Origin of the sequence: Paenibacillus sp. FSL E2-0190 (genome assembly GCF_037992965.1) — a bacterium.
Taxonomy (GTDB): domain Bacteria; phylum Bacillota; class Bacilli; order Paenibacillales; family Paenibacillaceae; genus Paenibacillus_AQ; species Paenibacillus_AQ odorifer.
This window is the reverse complement of the sequence record NZ_CP150306.1, coordinates 1519097-1540286: the sequence shown is the minus strand read 5'-3', so window position 1 is coordinate 1540286 and position 21190 is coordinate 1519097. Positions and strand designations below refer to the sequence as shown.

The following is a 21190-nucleotide window of genomic DNA, read 5'->3' as shown; positions in this document are numbered from 1 at the left end:
TTGGATTCTATTTTCCCTCTGAGATCGACGCTGGTACTAATTTTAGATTTTTGTAAATTTTTTAGCCTTTTAACAATGGAAGCGTAATTATGATCTTCGTACCTTCATTTCGTTTGCTTGTAATGTTAATACCGTAACTCTCTCCGTACAGCAATTTGATTCTGTCATCAACATTCCGTATACCGATCCCGGAGAACAATTGGCGTTTGTGCTTCGAGGCTGGCAACTGTTCTTCTTTCAGAAAATTAGGATCAAGGTCCATCCCGTCACCATTATCTACAACTTCGCATACAAGCTGATCTTCCTGAACGGCGATCATGATTAGAATTCTTCCCTCATCTTTAAGATTGAATGCATGAAAGAACGCATTTTCGATAAAAGGCTGCAGAATTAGCTTTGGCATATGATAATCCAAGCTTTCAGGCTCCACAAAATAATTCACGCGGATCTTCTCGCCGTACCTTACATGATTGATATATACATAATGCTTCAGCGATTCTAATTCCTGACTAACAGGTATAGTGGATTGAACATCACTGACAGTATTTTGCAGGAGTGAGATTAGCGAATTTATCGTGCCAGCTGCTTTTTCTTTGTTGCCCTGTTGCACCAGAAATTTGATAGAAGCCAGTGTATTGTATAAAAAATGGGGATTGATCTGCATTTGAAGAGCGGCCAGCTCCGCATTACGCTGCTGCTTCTGGGTCTCCATCAACCGATCAACATAATCATGTAGGGAATCAAGCATAAAATTAAAGGCATTGCCTAGCTCCTTAACTTCATAACTACTAGTGGCGACATCCACGTGGTTATCGAATCCCCCCTTAGGAATACTCGACATCTGTTCAACGAGTACACGCAGGGACTTCGTCATTTTCCTTGTAATCAAAAATACAATAATAAGCGAAATGGCTACGATAGCCATGATCGTCAACGACACTGCTTTGGCATTAACCATCTGCCCGGTCACAGCTTTTTTATCGATCAGATTCACCAAATAAACATCAAATTCAGGCAAGTATTCCGAGAATACTACCCGTTCATTCCCCATCACATAGACAGATTCTCCATTGTCTCCTGTGCTCTGTTCGTCAACTACTTCTTGAAGCAGCTGTTGATCGTTCAGTCCAATCAGCTCTGTCCTGTTGCTGGATACGATTTGCCCTTTTGCATTCAGCAACACAACATCATTACCTTCACTCGTAAAATTGGCATAGAAGGCCTTGAAATCGCTATCACGAATTGCAATGTACATAGTGCCATAGATACTGCCGGTCGAATGATCAAATAGAGCTTTAGAAGCCACTAACATGATCTCTTTCTTATGGGTTTGACCATCCTCTTTTTGATAAAGCTGGTACAGAATTTGCTGCGGATGAGCCACTGTCGCTTTCGTAATCGGGTGGTTCTTCAATTCTTCAGCAGTAGCAGACCAATACCAAGGGTCAGTTGAGTAACTTCTGCCATTCGCACCTACAATCATAATCCCCACATCAAAAGCACTTAGGTTGGAGCGGACTGCCCGCATGCTTTCTGTCATCTGGTAGGTTTTGATAGCGAGTGTCAATGAATCCGTCTCTCCCCCAGACAAATAGCTGCGGATGGCACCTTTCTGAGCTGTCATTGTAGCACCCGTAGCTACAACGTTGTTGTAGGACTCCAAGTTTGTCTTCATCTGATTTAGTAGTTTGCCATTCGTTATGCTGAAGGTCTTTAAGAATAAATTTTCTGACATACGGATGGTAATAGACAAAGTCAGCAGGGATACAGCAACAATGCTTATGAGGGTCACAAGAAAAAGCTTAAGAAATAGGCCCTGCTTTCTAATCTTGTTAATGATAGTTCCAATCATGGTCGCTCTACGTCCCGTCTTCGGTACTGGCTCGGAGAAATACCAGCCTGTTTCTTAAACACTTTAGTAAAATAACTCTGATCCGAATACCCCACACTAGCGCTGATATCAGAAATTGTTTTTTCCGTCGTCACGAGTAACTCCATGGCTTTCTCCAACCGGACCTTATTCAAATATTCATTAAATCCTTCACCATTCTGAGCAGTGAAATGGCTCGATAAATAAGAAGCGTTGAAATGAAACTGCCGTGCAACCCCAGTCAACGTGATGGGATCAGCGTAATGAGTCTGAATGTATTCAAGCAATCGGGTCATATTGGGATTGGTCGTTAGGTTCGTCTCACCAATCGCACGTTCAGCTTCGCGAATAAAGGCTTCAGCAACAGCAATTGCGTCTCCGGCATACATCGCTTCATCTATTTTTCGAAAGAAATCGTATTTGGATGCCTCCAAGCCTCCAGTCTCGTACTTCATTTTTCCAAGTGTGGTCGCTACGTTAAATATGAAATTCCCCAATAACGATTTGAATTCGAAAATATCGGTCCGATAATCCATCGAACGGAGATGAACATATTCCAGAAATCCAGTAAATGCCTTCTGGTATTGCTTACGTTTCAGTTGTTCCATTAATTCGCCCATATCATATTCCTGATAGGCTCTCGGAAGGCTGGGCAAATGATCGTTTTCAATTAAGCTTCGATCCGGCAAGTAGAAACTGTATCGTGTAAGCTTTAAATAATTGTCTCGATAAATCTCTCCCAGCTTATTAAAATCCGTAAAGCTTTGGCTGATAACGAAATGTGTTTCTCTCGCCCAATGATCCATTTCCGAGACCAGATATCGGAGCTCTATAACAAGCTCGTCCCACTGTTCCGGGTTTGCATTAAGCAAATAAATAACTGAATCATTGACAAACTTCAACCGAATAAACACTGTATCACCCAAAGGGAGCGTACTAAGCCCTTTTTCTATTTTCTGTGTGAAAGTTAACCTATCCCCAGAATCTTTAATATGTCTCATATCCGCTCCGAAGAAAGCGAATAGTGGGTGTGGAAACTTCGCATGAAGCAAAGCATGTTCAATCCCAGACTCATATCCGGTCATAACCTTCTCGATAACTAGCAAAATTTGCTTTTCGCCAGGTTCCGTTCCTTGATCGGACATCTCCATCCCTACCAATTTAGCAGTGGTTTTATTTAGGATGGATAACAAATAATCAGCTTCCAGCTTTGGCTTCAGAATGTAGTCCGCTACCCCACTTTGAAATGTGGATCGGACATAATCGTATTCACTGAAACTACTTAAGACGATTACTTCAATATGAGGGTATTTCTCCTTAACAATCTTAACCAGTTTCTCTCCGCCCATTATTGGCATAACAATATCTGTAATGATGATATGTGGGCTGACCTCATCCATCATATTTAGTGCTTCAAGACCGTTAGCAGCCTCACCAACAATTCGATACCCTTCATTCTCCCAATCCAAAAGATGTTTGATTCCTTGTCTTACTAGCATCTCGTCATCAACAATCATAATTTTGAATATTGGTTTCATTTCTTCCCCCTTGTAACCGTTTTCTTTCCATTTGTTAGTATACAATACATCCAACAAGGAGCAAGCTTCTAGACAAGTAAAGCCGTAAGCTTACTTAAAAATTGTTCATTCCAAATCATATGCCCCACTGACAAATATGGTCAACCTCTCATTTTTCATCCCATGAAATATTCTTAAATTTAAGGAAAAAACTTCTAGATGATGCAACAAAAAAAGCTGCGATATTTGCAGCTTCTTTGTTAATGAAACAATAATCCAAATAAATTATTTATTGGCTTATAGATAAAAATAATAAGAAACAGCGGACTGGGGATGTTCAATTTTAACAACGAGCAGAAGGTCGCACCAAGACCCAAAATCCAAAAAATAAAATATACGCTAAGATCACGCACTCGGCGCTTTCGCATTAATCTAGGCAAATCAAGTGCCATACAACCTACAGCAATCACCGAGAATAACAGTACTAGCATCTGACTTCACTCCTTGATTTTTTCAAGAAAAGAATTATCTGTGAGACCCACGCGGTTAATAACTGCTGAGGCTTTGTAATGGATGGGCAATGATTTAAGGTAATCGTCCCCCTTTTGTTGCTGCAGCTTTGCCCAAGCTTTAGGGCTGGCATGGTAGATCGATTGTCCGAATCCCATAATATCAACATTGAAACGATCATTTACATGCTCCACAGTTTTTTGCATCCGCTCTATAATCCGCTCCTCTGTTTCCTTTTCCAAACGTTTTATAGTGCTTTCCGATTCCAAATTTTCTACACTTTGCACTTCTTCAATATTGCAAAGCGTCTTAACACTAAGGTAAATATGCGGCTCCCCATTAATGATTTTCACTTTGCGTTTAGTTGTAGCCTGGATCGCTTCGATTACAATGGGCTTTCCGTCTTCCCCTGCGATCGGGCCAGAATGTGCGGTTACCTTATCGTTGATATAATTGTAACCAATCGTTTCTCCCTCGGTTAGCCAACCGATCAACTTGTCTTTTTTGAACACAGCTACAGTATGGTATTCCAATCTTGCCTTAGGCATTGTTCGCTCTACATTGCTTTTGTCCTCTCCATCTTTGGGATCGCCTATAATTTTCACTCCGGTTAGCACAGGATTCTCGCCTTCAGACAATAAATTCTCAATAAAATCATCCAGCGTGACAGCGACTGTTTTTGCTGAATCTTTATAAGAATTATCCAAGGAACTAAATAATTTGTTCGCTGGTAATTTATCCATAGGTGTAAGGACATTCAAGACATTGCTGGCGGTTGTATCTCTGGCAACCATAACGTAGAAATCCATCCGGGGTTCCCGACTTCTTTTAAATACATCGAGTATCTCACCCACTCCGGTGCGGGCAAGCTCCTCCCCAATCACCAACACCCGGATATGACCGAGATAACTTGACCTAGAGCTATCCAGATTCAGCTTACGCAGCGCATCATAAAACGTAGGTACAGTAAATTTATATACAACCACTGGGACTCCACTGCCTCCCCCTCCTCCATTCGTTTGGGAGGAAATCGCAGATGGAATAACGACCTGCATCGAAACGGTATAACCTTTTTCTGCCTTGTCAATCCCTATCCCCAAGACAAAAGCTATCTCATTCAGCTCATTTCTTTCCCAACAGCCGCTTAGCACTAACGTAAATTGGAGGGCTATCATTAATCGAAGAACGCCTCTAACTAATTTTTTATTCATTTTGTTGGTTCCTTATCACTGGATGTGCTTTGACGAAACAGGTTCTGCGTCTTATTCTCAGCAGGCCTTGTCTTTAAAAACGGCCACGGAAAGCGAAAAATAGAGTCTTTTAAATCTTTGGAATTATACGGTCCGAGCGGACTCATATAAGGCATTCCGAAAGAACGCAGACTCGACAAATGCAATACGATGATGAAAATACCGAAGAGAATTCCATATAATCCGATAAATCCGGCCAAAGCTATAAGCACAAAACGGATCATCCGCGCAGCAATAGACATTCCTGTCTCCGGAATAACAAAACTAGAAATGGCTGTTAGCGATACAATAATGACCATTGCGGATGAAATAAAACCCGCTGCTACCGCGGCTTGTCCTATCACCAGCGTTCCGACAATGGAAATCGCCTGACCAATATTTTTGGGTATCCGCACCCCGGCCTCCCGCAAAATTTCATAAGTCATTTCCATGATCAGCGCCTCAATAAAAGCAGGAAAAGGAACACTCTCCCGCTGGGCAGCTAAACTGATTACAAGATTGGTCGGTATCATCTCTTGGTGATAAGTAGTAATCGCAACATACAATGAAGGGGCAAGCAAAGTAATAAAAAATGAAATAAAACGAACTAATCTCAGCAATGTTCCAATATCGGCCCTTTGGTAATAATCCTCAGCTGACTGGAAAAATGCCACAAAAAATGTGGGCACCAACAGTACAAAAGGAGTTCCATCAACAAGAATGGCCACTTTTCCTTCCAAAATACCCGCTGCAATCGTATCTGGACGATCACTGTTGTATACGGTAGGAAAAGGTGTAACTGCCGTCTCTTGAATAAACTCTTCAATATATCCACTCTCGAGAATACTGTCCGTATCTATTTTATTCAGACGGCGCTTTACCTCTTGCACCAGTTCCTTATTCGCGATGTTACTTAGATACATAATGGATACGCTGGTTTGAGTCACCCTTCCGATCTGAACGGTTTCCAGCCATAAATGGCTATCTTTGATTTTTCGCCGAACCAGTGCCGTATTCGTCCGTAAATTCTCAGTGAATCCTTCCATTGGACCCCGAACAACCGACTGTGAGCTAGGCTCCCCTACATTACGATCTTCCCAGCCTGGTAAGCCGATCCGCAGAGCGCTGGATAACCCGTCAAGCAGCAGCATTATATTACCGGACAATAAATGATGAATAAATTGGCTGTAATCGTCAATAACGGCTATATCGCCGGCTATTAATATCTGTTTCTTAATCATCTCAAACTTCTGCTCGGGAGAAAGCCCCCTCAGCTGTTCGTAAGGAATGTGTTCCTGCAAGGAATACAAAATTGAATTATGCAGCACCTGAGTATCCACAAGACCATCTATGTAAATCAAAGAAATATGAGTGTTCTCTTCTATCTGCAACTCTTTTATCACTACATCAGAGCTTTCACCCATCAATTGGTACAAATTAGCAATATTAACTTCCAACCGGCTTGATAATGTACCAATCTCCGTATCTTTCATGATGCAGCCTCCACTTCTCCATAGATAGATGAGTATAGTTTGATGTTAATTATGATAATTATTCCTTCGGATTAAAAAATCGGGATGGCATAATTCTGGTAACTACAACCATACTAAAACTAGTCCAATAAATTTGAGGGGGTATATGAGTTTGGAGAAAGATCGAATTAGTACCAATCAAATGATTATACTCGGGCTATTCACATTTATTGGGGATATGGCGCTTGTGTATCCGGCGTTAATGATATCAGGAGCGAAACAAGATGCATGGATTGCTGCTTTGATTAGTATTCCCTTGGGTCTAGTGACCATAAAACTGCTACTCTGCTTAGCAGACCTTGAGCCGAACAAGAATATTATCGAGCTTAGCCTACAAATTTTAGGGAAATGGATCGGATCTGCTGTAGCCTTGTTCTATTTAGTGTTCTTCCTGATTGCCGCCGCCACTTACATAAGAGAAATTGAAGATTTCATGTGTACACAGATTTACGAGAAAACACCCGGTGGGGTTATTCGTTTCATGGCCATTTTCCTGCTGGTATATGGGGTACGACTTGGCCTAGAAACCTTGGGCCGGGCAGCTCAGCTTTTTTTCCCTTTATTTGCAGTTTTTTTAATCGGTCTGCTGCTCCTGCTGACCCCCGATGTCAAAATGGAACGTTTATACCCCATCTTGAACACACCAGTACCGGACATGCTTCATACCTTGATGTATGGTGTTTTTTATCCTTTTGGCGAATTGTGCGTGTTTCTAATGATATATCCTTATGCTCAGAAAAATGGCAAAACAAGTCGGGATATTTTCATAGCCTTGATCATCGGAGCTCTGGGCCTTAACCTCATCTTATTGTTTTCCCTTACCGTTCTAGGTGTTTACGCTTCTGAACATCAATTTTATGCCGCTTATATTCTTGCTCAAAAAATTAATATTGCTAATTCTCTGCAACGTATTGAAGCGCTTATGGCTACAGCATGGATTATCAGCACATACTTCAAAACTGCAGTTTATTACTATGCTTTAACCTTAGGTACAGCCCAATTATTTAAACTCAAAAGCCACCGTCCTCTGATCATACCCACTGGATTTTTGTTATTCGGGATGTCACAGCTGATTGCCAAAGACATCATTTTCTATGTGAAGGAGATCCCCGCCTACTGGGTAGATTGGGATTTCACCTGTGCATTTGTTCTGCCGCTTATGTTGCTAGTTGTGTATAAATTTAAGAAACGCCACGCTTCTAAGGTTTAAACGACACTAGATTGTGAATAAGTGAAATTAAGATTGTAGATACGAATCCCGCTTAATGATCTAATTACGCTCCACTAAAATAATTGGGGAATTTCTCCCTGAAATTCACAAAGTGAATATTCCGCCGCCCAACCTAATGGCATAGAATACTTTGTGTGCGTAGCCCATAGTCTATTGGCTAAAGCAAGAATCCGCTTATAGCCTTTTTACTAAAAAAGAAGCTGCCTCATAAGTAGTATTCACTACTTTTAAGACAGCCTCTTTGTTCATAAGTTTCTTGTATGAAGTAACTCTATTCCTTCTTATCCAAAGAAAACGACGATGGAGTTACATCACTGACAGGTTCTTTTGCCACTTCAAAAGTGGATCCGCAGGCCGGACAAAAGCGTGCCTCGATCGCCACATTCCCACCGCATGCTTTGCAATGCTTTACATCGGACAACTCAGCTATTTGCTGAAGGTTCGTCTCAATCTCCGCCTTCAATTCGAGAATACGATTGATATTAGTCTCGATTTGCTCACTTGGCAGTGGTCCTGCACCTTGAGTTACGGCTTCAAATAACAGTTTGCCCATGACCTGATACTGCTGGTCAATATCATTTTGCTTACCGTTATTTTGCAGCTTCAACCGGTTAATCTCCACCACTGTTTTTGCTTTATTCCCAGCCTCGCTTACCCCTGCTTTTACTTTGTTAAAAAAACTCATATTCAGCCCCCAATTCCGTAGTAGTCATATATAAGCATATTTCGACACCGCCAGAAGTATTCCTTTCTTTATTGTACCTAACTTCGTCCATGGTTTGTAGCCTATAACCGATTTACTAACCCTTTCCCCGCCTTCCTGCGGGAACGAACCTCGACTCAGGTCTGGTATACAAAACCGCCTTCAGGCCGTTTTTTCGCATGCAAAAAGACATTAGAATGAGTACATAAGCAAACGGGTTGCAGGATTCAATAACAATCACACCCATACGAGAGGAAGAAAACAATAAATGAAAAAATTATATCGTTCCCAAAGTGATCAGAAGATAAGTGGTTTGTGCGGAGGTCTTGCTCGTTGGTCTGGTATTGATGCTACAGTAATCCGTCTTGTTGCTGTTGCCGCAGCATTGTTCAGCTTCGGAACAGTACTTATCTTCTACGTCATCGCTAGTATCATCGTTCCTAAAGAACCTTTTAACAGCTTTTCAGATGGACATGATTTCTATTAATTAATCGTCGTTTAATACAAGCCAGCCCTAATATAGCCATAAAAAAGGAGAGATAGAACATGAGTCTATTAAAAAGAATTTCCACAATTACTAAAGCAGCCCTACACGAAGGTCTAAATAAATTAGAAAACCCGGTATTGCTGACAGGTCAGTATTTACGTGATCTTGAAAATGATATTGCTAAGGCGGAACGCAATGAGCGTGATTTACAAGTAACAGCCAGTGTGTTGGAACGCCGCAAGCAAGAATATACTCAGTTAGTAGAGCAAAGTGAAGCCGAAGCCGTTCAAGCAGTTGAGCAAGGAAATGAAGAAAGAGCTCGCCTGGCACTCATAGCCAAGTTACGGTACGTGGAACAGCTGGAAGAGTCCATAAATAGCCAAGTACAAACTAAGCAATCCCTGGCAGAGCTTGAGATCAATATCGCTAGAGCTAAAGAAGAGCGTGAACATCTCAAAGCGAAAAGAACTGAGCTTATCGCTCGCGCTCAACAAGCCACAGAAACACTCCACTCAGCTCCACGTAGTTCTACGAAAGGTCTAAATGTAGGATCAGCTTCACAAGGCTTCGAACGTATGGAAGAGAAGATTTTCGAGTGGGAAGCATTGGCGGAAAACTCCAAAAATAAATTCAATACAGGCACAGGAATAAGTCCTTCCATCGATCCTAACCTGCGTAGCGCTGTTGACATCGAAATCGAGCGAATCCGCAACCGTAAAACTAACACTGAAGTAAACACTGAGAAAAAATAAATAGACAACAAACCCCTTATTACTCAGCTATTGTGCTGAATAAGGGGTTTGTTTTTTACTTCTTTTCATCCCGCGAATCCATTTTTTCGTTTCCGGATCCACGCGATAAGACTCCGTGATTTTCTGCAAAGCCTTGTTGTAAGTGAAATCATCTAAGCTGTTGTTTCTCAAATAACTCATCGTAGGCTCTGGCAATTTCACATAACAAATCGAAAGCGCCCAAGAAACCGCCATTTTTACATAATAGCCTTCATGACTGACCTTATCGAGCAATGGTAAAATCCGGCTGATATACGTTTCTTCAATAAAGAAATTAAGCAGCATTACCACAGCAAATCGGATCTCATATTCTTTATCTGATGATAAGTACGGCATTATAAACTCCCATACCCGTTCTTTATTCTTTACGGTAAACTTCAGGCCTGTGCAAAAGCTATCGCAAACCGACCAGTTATCGATTCTGGGAATAAAGTCAGCGATATAACGTAGGATTTCTTCAAGATCTGTCTTCACGTAGCCAAGCACCATACCTTGCAGCATCACTTCTTCAAAATAATCTGTCTCGGCATGCTCCAAATAGGCTCTCCAATCACCCTTTGCAATGATTTTGGCAAGCTTGCGCAGTTCCGGTAGCCTGACGCCTATAACATTATCTATCGTCGGAATTAAGGCCGCAGAAAACTTTTGGTAGTCCACATCTGCCAAATTCAATAGCTGTTCTCTTATTGTTTTTTCCATAGTAGTACTCCTTACCCGTCCATTATTCAAATGAAATTTCCCATAAATATATAGAAGCCACAGAACCCAAAGGAGAATAGTTTAGCCGGTATTGTTCAAATTGATCTTTGGTAAGCTTATCAAGTCCATACAGCTTCATCATCCCCCGACGAATCGCAATATCTCCCCAGCTGACCACATCCCGTCGTTCCATAGAATGGATTAACATCATTTCTGCCGTCCACTTGCCAATGCCCTTTAACGTCATAAGTTTTTGTATAACCTCTTGATCTGATAACCCAGGCAATTCCTCCAGCTTAAAATCACCCTGAGCGACCAAATTGGAAATCTCATGGATACATAGTGCCTTTTTCATCGTCATCCCACAGCTTTGAATCTCATCCGCCGTATGTAAGGCTAACTGCTGCGGAGTGATGTCTCCGAACTGAGCCAACATTCTGTTCCAAATGGTCCGAACCGCTTTTACTGAAATAAGCTGTCCTACTATAGCATAGATAAGCGCAGCAAAAAGATCCGGTATAATTACACGTTCCACTCTGCCCATCCGTGCCATAGCTGCGCCAAGTACTGGATCCACACTTCGGAGATAATCTATGTCTTCTTGCCCATAATCAAAAAACTTAGTAACTACGCTGCTCAAAGTGTTTCCTCCCGTATCTGATAGTGATGACCCTAATCCTAATATACAATACCTATTTGGCAGTGTACGGATTGTTGAATAGAATAGCAAGATAGCGAAACTAAAAAAAGCCATAAGACCTCCTAAGATAGGTGGTTATGGCCTATTGTAGCGCACAGGCTTATTCATTCTCAGTAATGTATTTTTATGCTCGCAGGATTCTTTTTTCTTTCGCTGCGCTTAGCCACAAGGGGAATTCATTCAGCAGCTGATCATACAGATCTTCATCAGTCACCTTTTCAATGTGGTCCAGATGAATAAAATTGGCGTTATCCACCAAACGGCCCTTCATCGTATCAAGTTGCTTCAATACTTCAAAATCCGAGTTACCGATTCCGACAAACTGCCAGAAAATCGGTTGGACCGAAGCTGCCATAATCACATTTTTAGTGGATTTCACTACACCACCATCGTTAATAAATATGATAAATACTGGTGTAGAATCGGGTTCTTCCTCCGTATATTTTTTAATGATATCCTCCATTACTGGCGGTTCATTATTGCGGCCAAACTTATGAATGGTACGATTATTTAAAATATGTGTAAACACATATCTTCCTAAATCCTGCTCTGTCACAGGTGGCAACCGGCTAAACTCCGTATCGTACACCCAAACATCTAACGATTGGTTATCATCAAATTTGCAGGCAACGGCTAATATACGCTCAACTACTTCTTGAACGGTTCCATTATTATAGAGATTTCTCATAGATCCTGTAATATCCAGGACAACGCCTACCCTTGCAATGACTCCTGTCAGATTCTTTTTTTCTAAGGTAATCTGAACAATTTTTTTACGTAAATCAATAGAGGACAGTACATTCTTCTCTTCATAACGGATCGTCTCTAAAGGTAGGGTTAACTCAGCTGTGGCCGCTACCTCAGGGTTCCCTTCCTCTTCTTCAATAACGAGCCCATAGTTTGTACATAACGCAGCCAATCCTCCCTCAAAGCCACTACCAATCGCACTGAATTTCCACTCTGGGCCATAGCGATATAGCTCTCCAACCACAATAGCTGTCTCCGTCGACAGGTCAGAGCCATACTCGAAAACGAATAATTCCTCACCGCTAGCAGCATCCACTAAGCGTAGATAAGGAGAGGTTACTTGCTTCATAGAGTGTCCTAATTTTTCTCCTTCATAGATCGTTAAAGTTAAAGCTATTCTAGTAATATCCTTAGGAAGTTGAGAAAATGTAATGGCGATAGCTTCTTTATCCCCTTGTTGTAAGACAGAATGAGTTACAGCTTCGTCTATAGACAACGGATTACCATAAAAGATAAAGTTCTCATCGCGTTCGCAACGGTTCTGCTCTGACAGTAAAAAAGCAGCAGAGTCTATGCCAATTCTAGTATCAGCAGTCATCCACCCAAATTTCAGCAAAAGCTTGTTCACGTTTCTCCCTTTCGTAATATCCACCTTTTGCCCCTTTATAAGCCGCACTCTATCATCTCCTTATTTTTACTGAACAGCTCATTGTGATTCACTAGATTGTATTTATCATTTTACTACTTTAATATGAAACGTATATATGATAGATAAGGAGCTTTACGAATGGACTTTATAGCAATTGACTTTGAGACCGCGAACTCCAGTCGATCCAGCGCATGTGCCTTGGGACTTGTGGAAGTTAAAGCTGGAAATATAACCGCAGAGCATTCTTGGCTAATTGACCCGCAGCAGCGGTTTGATGGCATGAACATTTCGATACACGGCATCACGCCATCAATGGTAATCGGGCAACCTACTTTTCAAGAGCTGTGGCCAACCGTTGAACCGTTACTACACGGACAAATCGTCGTGGCGCATAATGCTGCTTTTGATATGAGTGTCCTGCGTTATTGTCTCGATGGAATGTCCCTGAGCTACCCAAGCTTTCAATACTTATGTACCTATTTATTAGGCAAAAAAATGCTGCCCGACCTGCCCTCCCATAAACTTAATGTAGTCTCCGAGTTTTTCGGCATTACGCTAAAGCACCATGATGCCTTAGATGACGCACGCGCAGCCGCTGCAATTCTAGTAAAACTTATGGAGCAGGAGGAGCACTATGATCCTCTATTGCTCTCTGCCAGTCAAGGATATACTAGCGGAACGATGTTTGCAGGCGGGTATACCCCATTTTCCACTCGCGCGAAAAAGCCTGCTAAGAAACAAGGCACTAAACATAAACCCTCCATTTATAGCAGCCGCGCCACTTTGTCCAAATAACCAAAGAACATCAAAAACCCCCAACCAGCTGCTTTCTGCTGATTGGGGGTTTGGTTTTACAGGGTATCTCTTAAATCTTCAAACGATACACAGCCTTATTCTCTAGACCTCTGATGAACGGTGTCCATTCCTCGGTCTCCGGTGTGGTATCCAAAGCATCCTCCACCATTTGCAGCTTCGCATCCATCGCATCGATATGATGCAGAGCGACTGCCTCAGCTGTCTGTGGCTGAACAGGACTACCCCATTCGCCCAAATTATGATGTGACAATACGAGATGCTGTAACGCCATAACCTTTTCCGAATTCAAATCAATATCTAAACGGATAGCCGCTTCCGTGATCCAGTTAGACGCCATCGAGATATGGCCAATCAACTTGCCCTGAACGCTGTATTCCGAGACAATCCCAAGCTGGGAGACCATCTCCTCCGGCTTCGCGATATCATGCAGAATGATTCCTGCCTTCATTAGATCTGGATTCAAGAACGGACGCTGCTTGCACAGAAAATCACCAATCTCCAGCATACGCACCATATGATAAGCAAGTCCGGCAAAATAAGCATGATGATGTGTTTTGGCTGCCGGATAATGCATCAATTTCTCTTCCACTTTACCCACACAAAAAGAGACAATCGAAGCAATTTCCGGATCTGAAATACTTGCCATAACCCCTTTAATCGTATGAATAAGGTCTACTGGACGAATTGGGGCAGAACGGATGAAATCCGTAAGTGCAACACCATCCTCATCGTTAACCAACCTGATTTTAGTAATTTTTATTTGTAATTTCTCACGATAAGTATGAGCAATCCCGCGTACCTTCACAAGCGCCATAGGAAAAAAAGTTTCTTTATCGGTTGTGCTGGCATCCCAATATTTCGCAGATAATTGTCCAGTGGAATCCCCCAGAACGATGTCAAAATAATCTTTTGGAGGAGTGCCGTTCGTTTGTTTAATTGCCAGCTCTCTTAAAAGATAAAAGCCAACAAATTCATCTTGTGGAGCGAGCTGTTTAATTTGTGTCATGTTGGAGCCTCCTATTAATAACAGGCTTTTGGCCTGCTCTCTATATTAAACTTTAGACACTCACCTCCAAAATCCCTTTAAATCACTATACGATCTATTTTCATATTTATGTACAAGCCAAGAATATTTGAAAAAGGAGGCTACTCCCCGGCCATATTCTGGCACTGGAATATCCTCCTTTTATTATAAAACGATAATTATTTACCAGCCGATTCAAGCGCTGATTTAATAGCTTCTACCGCTTTAGCGGATATTTCTTTCTCTGCATCATTTTTTCCGAAGGCTGCTGGACGGTAACCATATTTGTGCAGGCTGTATCCGGTCGATGTCGACTCGATTTCACCTTTCACTGCCAGCTCCGCGTCCGTTAACTGATTGATTGTTCTTACACTTCCGTTTTTATCCAAATAATAAACAAGCATTTTGACAGGAACACCGTACTCTACATTCACCATAACATTTACAAGCTTATCGGCACTTACACCAATGAAGATTCCATCGAAATAAGCCGCTTTATTAGCTTCTACAACCTCAGCTTTTCCGTATGCTCTATCCACCGCAGTCTTCAAAGCCACGCTGCTGCTGGTTGCACCAGACACAGCATCTACTTCCTGCACACCTTCTCTAGTCCCTGCTGCGAGGAAGCTAGCCGTCAACTGAGGAATTGCTTTTACCACCTCAGGGTAAGCAGCGTTCCCTCTATCTACAAGGTTCATTCCTACACGGTACAAGGCTACATTTACGATTTTGCCGTTACGCAGGGTAACGTCTGCTCTGTTCGTTCCTTTATCATAAGCATCACCAAATGCAGTAAAGGTTCCGTCTTTATAGGTTCCTTGGACTTTGGATGCATTGGTCAAAGCATCTGTCAGTGCTGCTTTAGCTGCTGCCGACAATGCTTCTTGGCCTGTAATATCGGCCATTTGTACACCTTTTTCTAACAGCCCGGATGTGAGTGTAGCTACCCATCCTTTTTGTTCTGCACTCATTTTATCGTCAGCAATCAGCTTGCCGTCAGCTCCAAACAGACTTACTTTAATGCCTGTTACCGCATCTGCATCAACATCAACTAGCAGCAGCACTTTAGATTGGTTATCTACTCCGGCAAATTTGCCGTCAAAATATTGACCTTCAGCAGGAACCTTCAGCGCTTTCTCAAATGCGCTTTCTACAGCTTGGTTCCAGCTGTGACTACTTTCCGTAGCTCCGGAAATTCCGTCAACCTTTTCATCATAGTTAGCGATATATGAACCATTCGCTAGCAGCTTAGCTGTCATAGGAGCATTTGCTTTTACTACTTCCGCATAAGCTGTTGCCCCTCTGTCAATCAGGTTGTTGCCAAGTCTAAACAGCTTCACATCAACCAACTTACCGTTGCGAATCACGATGTCAGCTCTTTCAACGCCAACACTTCTTGCCGTACCATAAGAGGAATAGAATCCGTCTACATAAGCAGATGTATTGTTGATTATTGCATTCTGCTCAGCATCCCAGAAAGCGTTAATCGCTGCTTTAAAGTCGGCTTCAAGACCTGCAACAGGCTGTGCCTCTGTTCCTTTGGCCAGCAAGGCTGGAGCTATAGCTGCAACCGCTGCCGCTTGCTCAGCTGTGTAAGCTTTCTCCTCAATGAAATCACCAGCGCTGTTCATAGGATACACTTTAACATCTGTGAGCTTGTTGGATTCGTAGGTCGCAAATACAGAATATTTACCTGTAGGATCTACGCCCATATGAACTCCATCAAAGTAAACTGCATTTGTATCTTTCACTGTTAGAGCTCTTTCAAACGCTCTATCTACAGACAATTTCCAGCCATTACTGGAGCGGGTAGCTCCCGAAACAGCATCAACTGCCGCTGCTCCATCTCTTGTTTTGCCAAGCAATCTATCCTTCATCAATCCATAAGCTTGCCATAAAGCACTATAATTGTTACGAGCATCTCTATCAATCAGCTTAGGACTGGTTCTCAAAAGCTCAATGCTAGTAATTTTACCATCTTTAATTTCGATCTTGGCACCTTCCGTGCCTTTGGAGTATGCATCGCCATAAGCTACGTAAACTCCATCTTGGTATACGTTTTCATTAACTGTAACAGGCTTTGCTGTAGCCACAGGCTTAACAGTTTCCGCTGGTACTACTGTCGCTGCTGGTGCAGCGGTTGCTTTTGGGGTTGCTACTGGTGCTGCTGTAGCTTTTGGGGTTGCTGCTGGTTTGGCTGTTGCCTTTGGTGTTGCTGTTGGTTTTGCCGTTGGCTTTGGCGTTGCTGTTGGTTTTGCCGTTGGCTTTGGTGTTGCTACTGGTTTTGCCGTTGCTTTTGGTGTTGCTGCTGGTTTTGCCGTGGGTTTTGCTGTTGGTTTTGCTGCCGGTGCATCCGCTTCTTCGGAGGCTGCCGATACTGCATCCACCTTCAAGTTTACAGCAGGCACATTAAGTGTGTAAGCAAACGGCGCTAACAATATAGCCGCGCTAACCGTTAAAGAAATTAGTTTTTTCAATGAAAATTCTCCTTTACCAAACCCCAGTGATATGTAGCTTTTTGTTAACCAAACCTTTTTCGTACGATGCCCCTTCTCTTCTTATGAAGCATAACTTCTCTCTTCATAAGAACTCATCCCCCCTCTCATGCCTTTACACGCTCGATTTTCAATAAAAAATAGCTTGAATCTATTTCATTTCTTCCTTTTAACACAAAGCTGTATAAAAGGTGAAATAATTCACATAAGTTACTATAAAAACACTTACACCCGTTTTCCATCAATTTCTGGTTTGATACTACCAGACCTTTCTGCGGTTCTTCTGTATCGAAAATCACACACCCTATAAGAAACATCACTATTTGCGATTAAATTTAATTTATACGCGCAAAGTGATCTCAATAACTGTGCATTCAAGGCTAGCTATGCTATTTTAGAACGATCTCTTATATGGGAAAGGAGTTCTGTGCTTTGAGCAAACAGCCACCTATTGGAGTTATACTCGCCCAAATCGGCACCCCTACTGCACCAACTGCAAAAGCTGTACGGCCTTATCTGAAACGTTTTTTATCAGATCGCCGAATCATAGATTATTCTCCTCTGCTGTGGCAGCCTTTGCTGCGAGGTGTCATTCTGCGTTCACGTCCACGCCGGTCCGCTGAGCTGTACAGTCAAATATGGACAACCGAAGGATCACCATTGCTCTTTCACTCTTTAGCTCAGCAATCTGGATTACAAGAACTGCTGGGTCCACGGTATCAGGTAGAGCTTGGATTGGCTTATAGCGAACCCAGCATGGAGCAAGCGATGGCGAAATTCGACACCGCCGGAGTTACCCGAATTATCATTGTGCCGCTGTTTCCGCAATATTCGTCCACGACTACCGCGTCCGTATTCGATCAGGCCAGCTTTGCAGCCTTAGGTCGCCAAAGCTCCACTGGACCTGTAACTAAACGTCTGATTCCGGCTCTAAGATTTATTGATGCCTACTATAATGAGCCCGGTTATATTTCAGCCTTGAAGTCACACCTACTGCGTCAAATGGAGATTCTGGGCAAAGAACCTGATTATTTTGTACTGACCTTCCATGGGATTCCCAAACGGTATGCGGATACCGGCGATCCCTACCCGCAGCAATGCATGGAAACCGCGCATCTTCTTGCTTCTGCTATGAATTGGGAGCCCGAACGCTGGCAGCTTAGTTTTCAATCACGTTTCGGACGAGAAGAATGGGTAGGACCCTCTACTGCGGATGTTCTGGGAGAGCTTGCCGGACGAGGAATACGTAAGCCTCTGATTTTTTCACCGGGTCTTGTGACCGATTGTCTGGAAACGCTGCATGAGCTAGCCATAGAAGGACGAGAACAATTCGAGGCTGGTGGAGGACAAGCAGAGGAATTTATGGCAATCCCCTGTTTGAATGACCATGAGGATTGGCTTGATTTTTTGGCTGAACATGTAGAAAAAAACGCCCAAGGATGGTAAATCAAAAAAAACCGTCTTGTCCACAGATCATTTCTGTTGCAGACAAGACGGTTATCTATATCAATTGTTAAGCATGAAGAATCGAAAGGATACTTATGCTGTAAGCTGCTTATATTTCGTAGTCAGTTCATGGAACCACTGCTTGTCCTGCAAGGTCAACGCAAAATCAATCAGCTCGGCAATCTCACTCGGCTGTAAATCTGCTGAGTCATTAAAGGATACTTCAGCCGTAGCTGTAGCTGCGCCATTCCCATCCTCTGCGTAATCATAAGAAAAACATAACTTAATGTCACTTTCCAGAAATTCATTACGAAGGAAATATAATACCTCACACATTAACACAGGTCTAACATGATCATCAAAGACACATTCCATAACCTTTGCCCAATATTGCTGGTTGTTGAGGTGTAACTTATCATTAGTTAAGAGATATTTCTCACCCTGAAAATCGGTGACAAATCTCAGTTCAAGCGGCTTCATCTTAAAAATAGTAGCAATTTGCTTCATGCTAATATTCAAAATATCTTGCGTTTCTAGTCTGATCATCTCTCCATGCACCTCGTCCCTCTTAGTTGGGTTATTCGAAACCTGCCATTATCTATAATTCTTTATATGCCATTAATGTAAAATTAACTCCATTAATTCACTTTAATTTTATCTAATTTAACATTATTATCGTCACCTGACTATGCTTTATTTATATTTTTTTAGGATTTCGCTCAGAAAAATGTTTCATTCTCTAAAAATCTGTTTAATATTATTGTTCATTACAATAAGATGTATAAAGATTACGCATCATGTGAAGCTTTTGCTTTCTTATATTTAAACAAAAAAAACTGTTCTGAAGGGTCATTACGACCTCAGAACAGTTTTTTGCATTAGGATTATACTTCAGTTAATTTACTTAAACAAACAATGGCACTAACTGTATTCCCTCGGGTGAAATCCGTACGAGTCCTTTATCTGTGATACGTAACGTTGGGATAACCGCCAAAGCAAGCAGCGATAAAGTCATAAACGCGTAATTCAAAGTACAGCCGGCATCATACAACGCTTTGCTGATCGCAGCTGATTTCTCAGCAGCAATTTCAAATGGCTCTGTAGACATTAGGCCTGCAATGGCCAACGGGAATAACGTTTCTCCACTAGATGTAATTACAGCGACCCCACCCTGAGCGTCCGCCACCGCGTTCGCAGCTTTGGCCATTAGCTCATTATCATTGCCGATGACGAGTACATTATGACTATCATGAGCAACAGTCATTGCGATAGCAGCCGGTTCTTTAAAACCGATGCCTTCCACAACAGCCACTGATTTATTTCCTGTTCCTTTATGCCGTTCGAGCACAGCGATTTTACATAGACCCTCTACAGCATTTACATCCAGCTGCCCTGCTACTACAGGTACCGAAACCATACGTTCAATGGTCTCCACATGATTTTCTCTTACTTTAATAACTCTTGTAGTAAGTTCCCCTGTTTCAATTGGAGCCGCGATAATAAAATCTTCGGCGGTAGGACGCTGCGGCAAATGAACCGAAGCCAAAACTTCCTCTGGATATGTGAATTTAGCAAGCTCTGCCGTCATCACACCGTTTTCGGCAACTAATACACCCGCGGCAATCGTAAGTACCACGTGAACATCGGCCAAATTCCCGTCCAGCAGAATAATATCCGCAAAAGAACCTGGAGTAATAGATCCGATATCCTGAGACAACCCAAAACGCTCTGCCGTATTAATAGTTGCCATTTGGAAGGCTGTTACTGGCTTCACGCCTTGAGCAATCGCATGGCGAACAACGAAATCCATATGACCTTCGTCCCGTAACGATTCCGAGCTGCGGTCGTCAGTAACCAGCATCATGCGACGCGGGTCAAGTCCACGCTCTGTATGAGCGGTGATGGTCTTGGCAACATCATGCCAAGCCGAGCCCCGGCGCATTTTGGCATACATCCCCAGTCGAACGCGCTCAATCACATCGTCTGCTGTAACACACTCATGATCACCAGTCACCCCTGCCGCAGCATACACTGGCAGTCTCCAGTCGCTGGAAGGCCATGTGAAATGACCGTCAACAAATCTGCCTGCCCGCAGCGTAGCTTGAATCTCTCCAAGCATTTTCTCATCGCCGTAAACAACGCCAGGGAAATTCATCACTTCGCCCAGAGCAATCACATCTTTGCCCCACGTAAAAGCTTCGGCAACTTCTTCAGGACCAATTGAGGCACCCGTTGTCTCGAATTCCGCACCTGCCGCAGGCACACAAGAAGCCACCTGCATGTAAGCAGCTAACGGCGTCCCCCGCATCTCATCCAGCATCAATTGAATACCCTTCAGCCCGAATACATTAGCAATCTCATGTGCATCAAAGAAACCACCTGTTGTGCCAAGCGGCAGAACAGCGCGGGAAAATTCAGTAACGGTTAGCTGGGTGCTCTCAATATGGCAGTGGCCATCGAGCAATCCCGGAGCTATATACTTGCCATTCGCATCAATAACTTGCGTTCCTTCGCCAATCATATGTGTCACATCTTTACCAACATAAGCAATTCGTCCACCTTGAACACCAACAGACATTCCTTCTAGAATTTCACCAGAGCATACGTTGACCAGCTTTCCACCTGTAATTACCAGTGTTGCCGGTTTATCGCCTCTTGCCGTAGCCACAAGCTCAGGTACACAATCTGCTAAAGGCTTTCTTGTAAAAGTTGTCATCTTCATCTCTCCCCCGTTAGTATCCAAG

General features: G+C 42.7%; 18 protein-coding genes and 1 pseudogene. 5 read left to right on the top strand and 14 right to left on the bottom strand.

From position 1 onward, the window contains the following. Nucleotides 1-61: 61 nt before the first annotated feature. From NST25_RS06720 to NST25_RS06700, 5 genes are all read right to left on the bottom strand, one after another. Entirely contained in the window at nt 62-1852 is a 1791-nt protein-coding gene (locus NST25_RS06720) for a sensor histidine kinase (protein WP_076192957.1), read from the bottom strand. Next, nucleotides 1849-3408 (bottom strand): response regulator, encoded by a 1560-nt coding sequence (locus NST25_RS06715; protein WP_076193035.1) that lies wholly within the window; start codon nt 3406-3408, stop codon nt 1849-1851. The genes NST25_RS06720 and NST25_RS06715 overlap by 4 nt, the downstream gene beginning before the upstream one ends. 239 nt (nt 3409-3647) lie before the next feature. Beyond that, the gene (locus NST25_RS06710) at nt 3648-3878 is read right to left on the bottom strand and encodes a hypothetical protein (protein ID WP_340393538.1); all 231 of its coding nucleotides are present in this window, start codon (nt 3876-3878) and stop codon (nt 3648-3650) included. A 6-nt stretch (nt 3879-3884) separates the two neighbouring features. Then, on the bottom strand, nt 3885-5108 hold the full coding sequence (locus NST25_RS06705) for a Ger(x)C family spore germination protein (RefSeq protein ID WP_076125410.1): 1224 nt from the start codon (nt 5106-5108) through the stop codon (nt 3885-3887). Then, the gene (locus NST25_RS06700) at nt 5105-6619 is read right to left on the bottom strand and encodes a spore germination protein (protein WP_340393535.1); all 1515 of its coding nucleotides are present in this window, start codon (nt 6617-6619) and stop codon (nt 5105-5107) included. The genes NST25_RS06705 and NST25_RS06700 overlap by 4 nt, the downstream gene beginning before the upstream one ends. 145 nt (nt 6620-6764) lie before the next feature. Here NST25_RS06700 and NST25_RS06695 point away from each other — a divergent pair, with 145 nt between their 5' ends. Beyond that, on the top strand, nt 6765-7868 hold the full coding sequence (locus NST25_RS06695) for an endospore germination permease (RefSeq protein WP_340393534.1): 1104 nt from the start codon (nt 6765-6767) through the stop codon (nt 7866-7868). 292 nt (nt 7869-8160) lie between these two features. Here the strand turns inward: NST25_RS06695 and NST25_RS06690 are convergent, their stop codons facing one another. Continuing rightward, a complete protein-coding gene (locus NST25_RS06690; RefSeq protein ID WP_076125416.1) occupies nt 8161-8574 on the bottom strand; it encodes a zinc ribbon domain-containing protein in 414 nt (137 codons plus the stop codon). A 286-nt stretch (nt 8575-8860) separates the two neighbouring features. Between NST25_RS06690 and NST25_RS06685 the strand changes: the two genes are divergently transcribed. Both NST25_RS06685 and NST25_RS06680 read left to right on the top strand, forming a co-directional pair. After that, nucleotides 8861-9079, top strand: a complete 219-nt coding sequence (locus tag NST25_RS06685) for a PspC domain-containing protein (protein ID WP_038569266.1) — start codon at nt 8861-8863, stop codon at nt 9077-9079. 59 nt (nt 9080-9138) lie between these two features. Beyond that, nucleotides 9139-9831 (top strand): PspA/IM30 family protein, encoded by a 693-nt coding sequence (locus tag NST25_RS06680; RefSeq protein ID WP_076136267.1) that lies wholly within the window; start codon nt 9139-9141, stop codon nt 9829-9831. A gap of 27 nt (nt 9832-9858) precedes the next feature. Here the strand turns inward: NST25_RS06680 and NST25_RS06675 are convergent, their stop codons facing one another. The 4 genes and pseudogenes from NST25_RS06675 to NST25_RS06660 form a co-directional block, all read right to left on the bottom strand. Next, nucleotides 9859-10569 (bottom strand): DNA alkylation repair protein, encoded by a 711-nt coding sequence (locus tag NST25_RS06675; protein WP_076185389.1) that lies wholly within the window; start codon nt 10567-10569, stop codon nt 9859-9861. A 22-nt stretch (nt 10570-10591) separates the two neighbouring features. Continuing rightward, the gene (locus tag NST25_RS06670) at nt 10592-11209 is read right to left on the bottom strand and encodes a DNA-3-methyladenine glycosylase (protein ID WP_076302163.1); all 618 of its coding nucleotides are present in this window, start codon (nt 11207-11209) and stop codon (nt 10592-10594) included. A 184-nt stretch (nt 11210-11393) separates the two neighbouring features. Beyond that, nucleotides 11394-12065: a VWA domain-containing protein gene (locus NST25_RS06665; RefSeq protein WP_256715766.1), complete on the bottom strand. Its 672-nt coding sequence runs from the start codon at nt 12063-12065 to the stop codon at nt 11394-11396. A 111-nt stretch (nt 12066-12176) separates the two neighbouring features. Then, nucleotides 12177-12692, bottom strand: a pseudogene (locus NST25_RS06660) (TerD family protein); the annotation flags it as partial. A gap of 111 nt (nt 12693-12803) precedes the next feature. Between NST25_RS06660 and NST25_RS06655 the strand changes: the two are divergent. Further along, nucleotides 12804-13460 (top strand): 3'-5' exonuclease, encoded by a 657-nt coding sequence (locus NST25_RS06655; protein WP_076125424.1) that lies wholly within the window; start codon nt 12804-12806, stop codon nt 13458-13460. A 70-nt stretch (nt 13461-13530) separates the two neighbouring features. Here NST25_RS06655 and NST25_RS06650 read toward each other — a convergent pair whose 3' ends face one another. Further along, complete coding sequence (locus NST25_RS06650; RefSeq protein ID WP_036680004.1) at nt 13531-14487, bottom strand: HD domain-containing protein; 957 nt, start codon at nt 14485-14487, stop codon at nt 13531-13533. A gap of 197 nt (nt 14488-14684) precedes the next feature. Further along, nucleotides 14685-16982: an FMN-binding protein gene (locus NST25_RS06645; RefSeq protein WP_340393531.1), complete on the bottom strand. Its 2298-nt coding sequence runs from the start codon at nt 16980-16982 to the stop codon at nt 14685-14687. A gap of 450 nt (nt 16983-17432) precedes the next feature. Here NST25_RS06645 and hemH point away from each other — a divergent pair, with 450 nt between their 5' ends. Continuing rightward, nucleotides 17433-18446 carry a ferrochelatase gene (hemH, locus tag NST25_RS06640; RefSeq protein WP_175619972.1) on the top strand — a complete coding sequence of 338 codons (1014 nt, stop codon included), beginning with the start codon at nt 17433-17435 and terminating at the stop codon, nt 18444-18446. 93 nt (nt 18447-18539) lie between these two features. On the opposite strand, the gene NST25_RS06635 is transcribed toward hemH, so the two are convergent. Together NST25_RS06635 and NST25_RS06630 are read right to left on the bottom strand one after the other, a co-directional pair. After that, entirely contained in the window at nt 18540-18992 is a 453-nt protein-coding gene (locus NST25_RS06635) for an IDEAL domain-containing protein (RefSeq protein ID WP_076125508.1), read from the bottom strand. Between the two features lie 358 nt (nt 18993-19350). Further along, nucleotides 19351-21168, bottom strand: coding sequence for an adenine deaminase C-terminal domain-containing protein (locus NST25_RS06630; RefSeq protein WP_340393529.1), 1818 nt, complete (start codon nt 21166-21168; stop codon nt 19351-19353). Nucleotides 21169-21190: the final 22 nt, after the last annotated feature.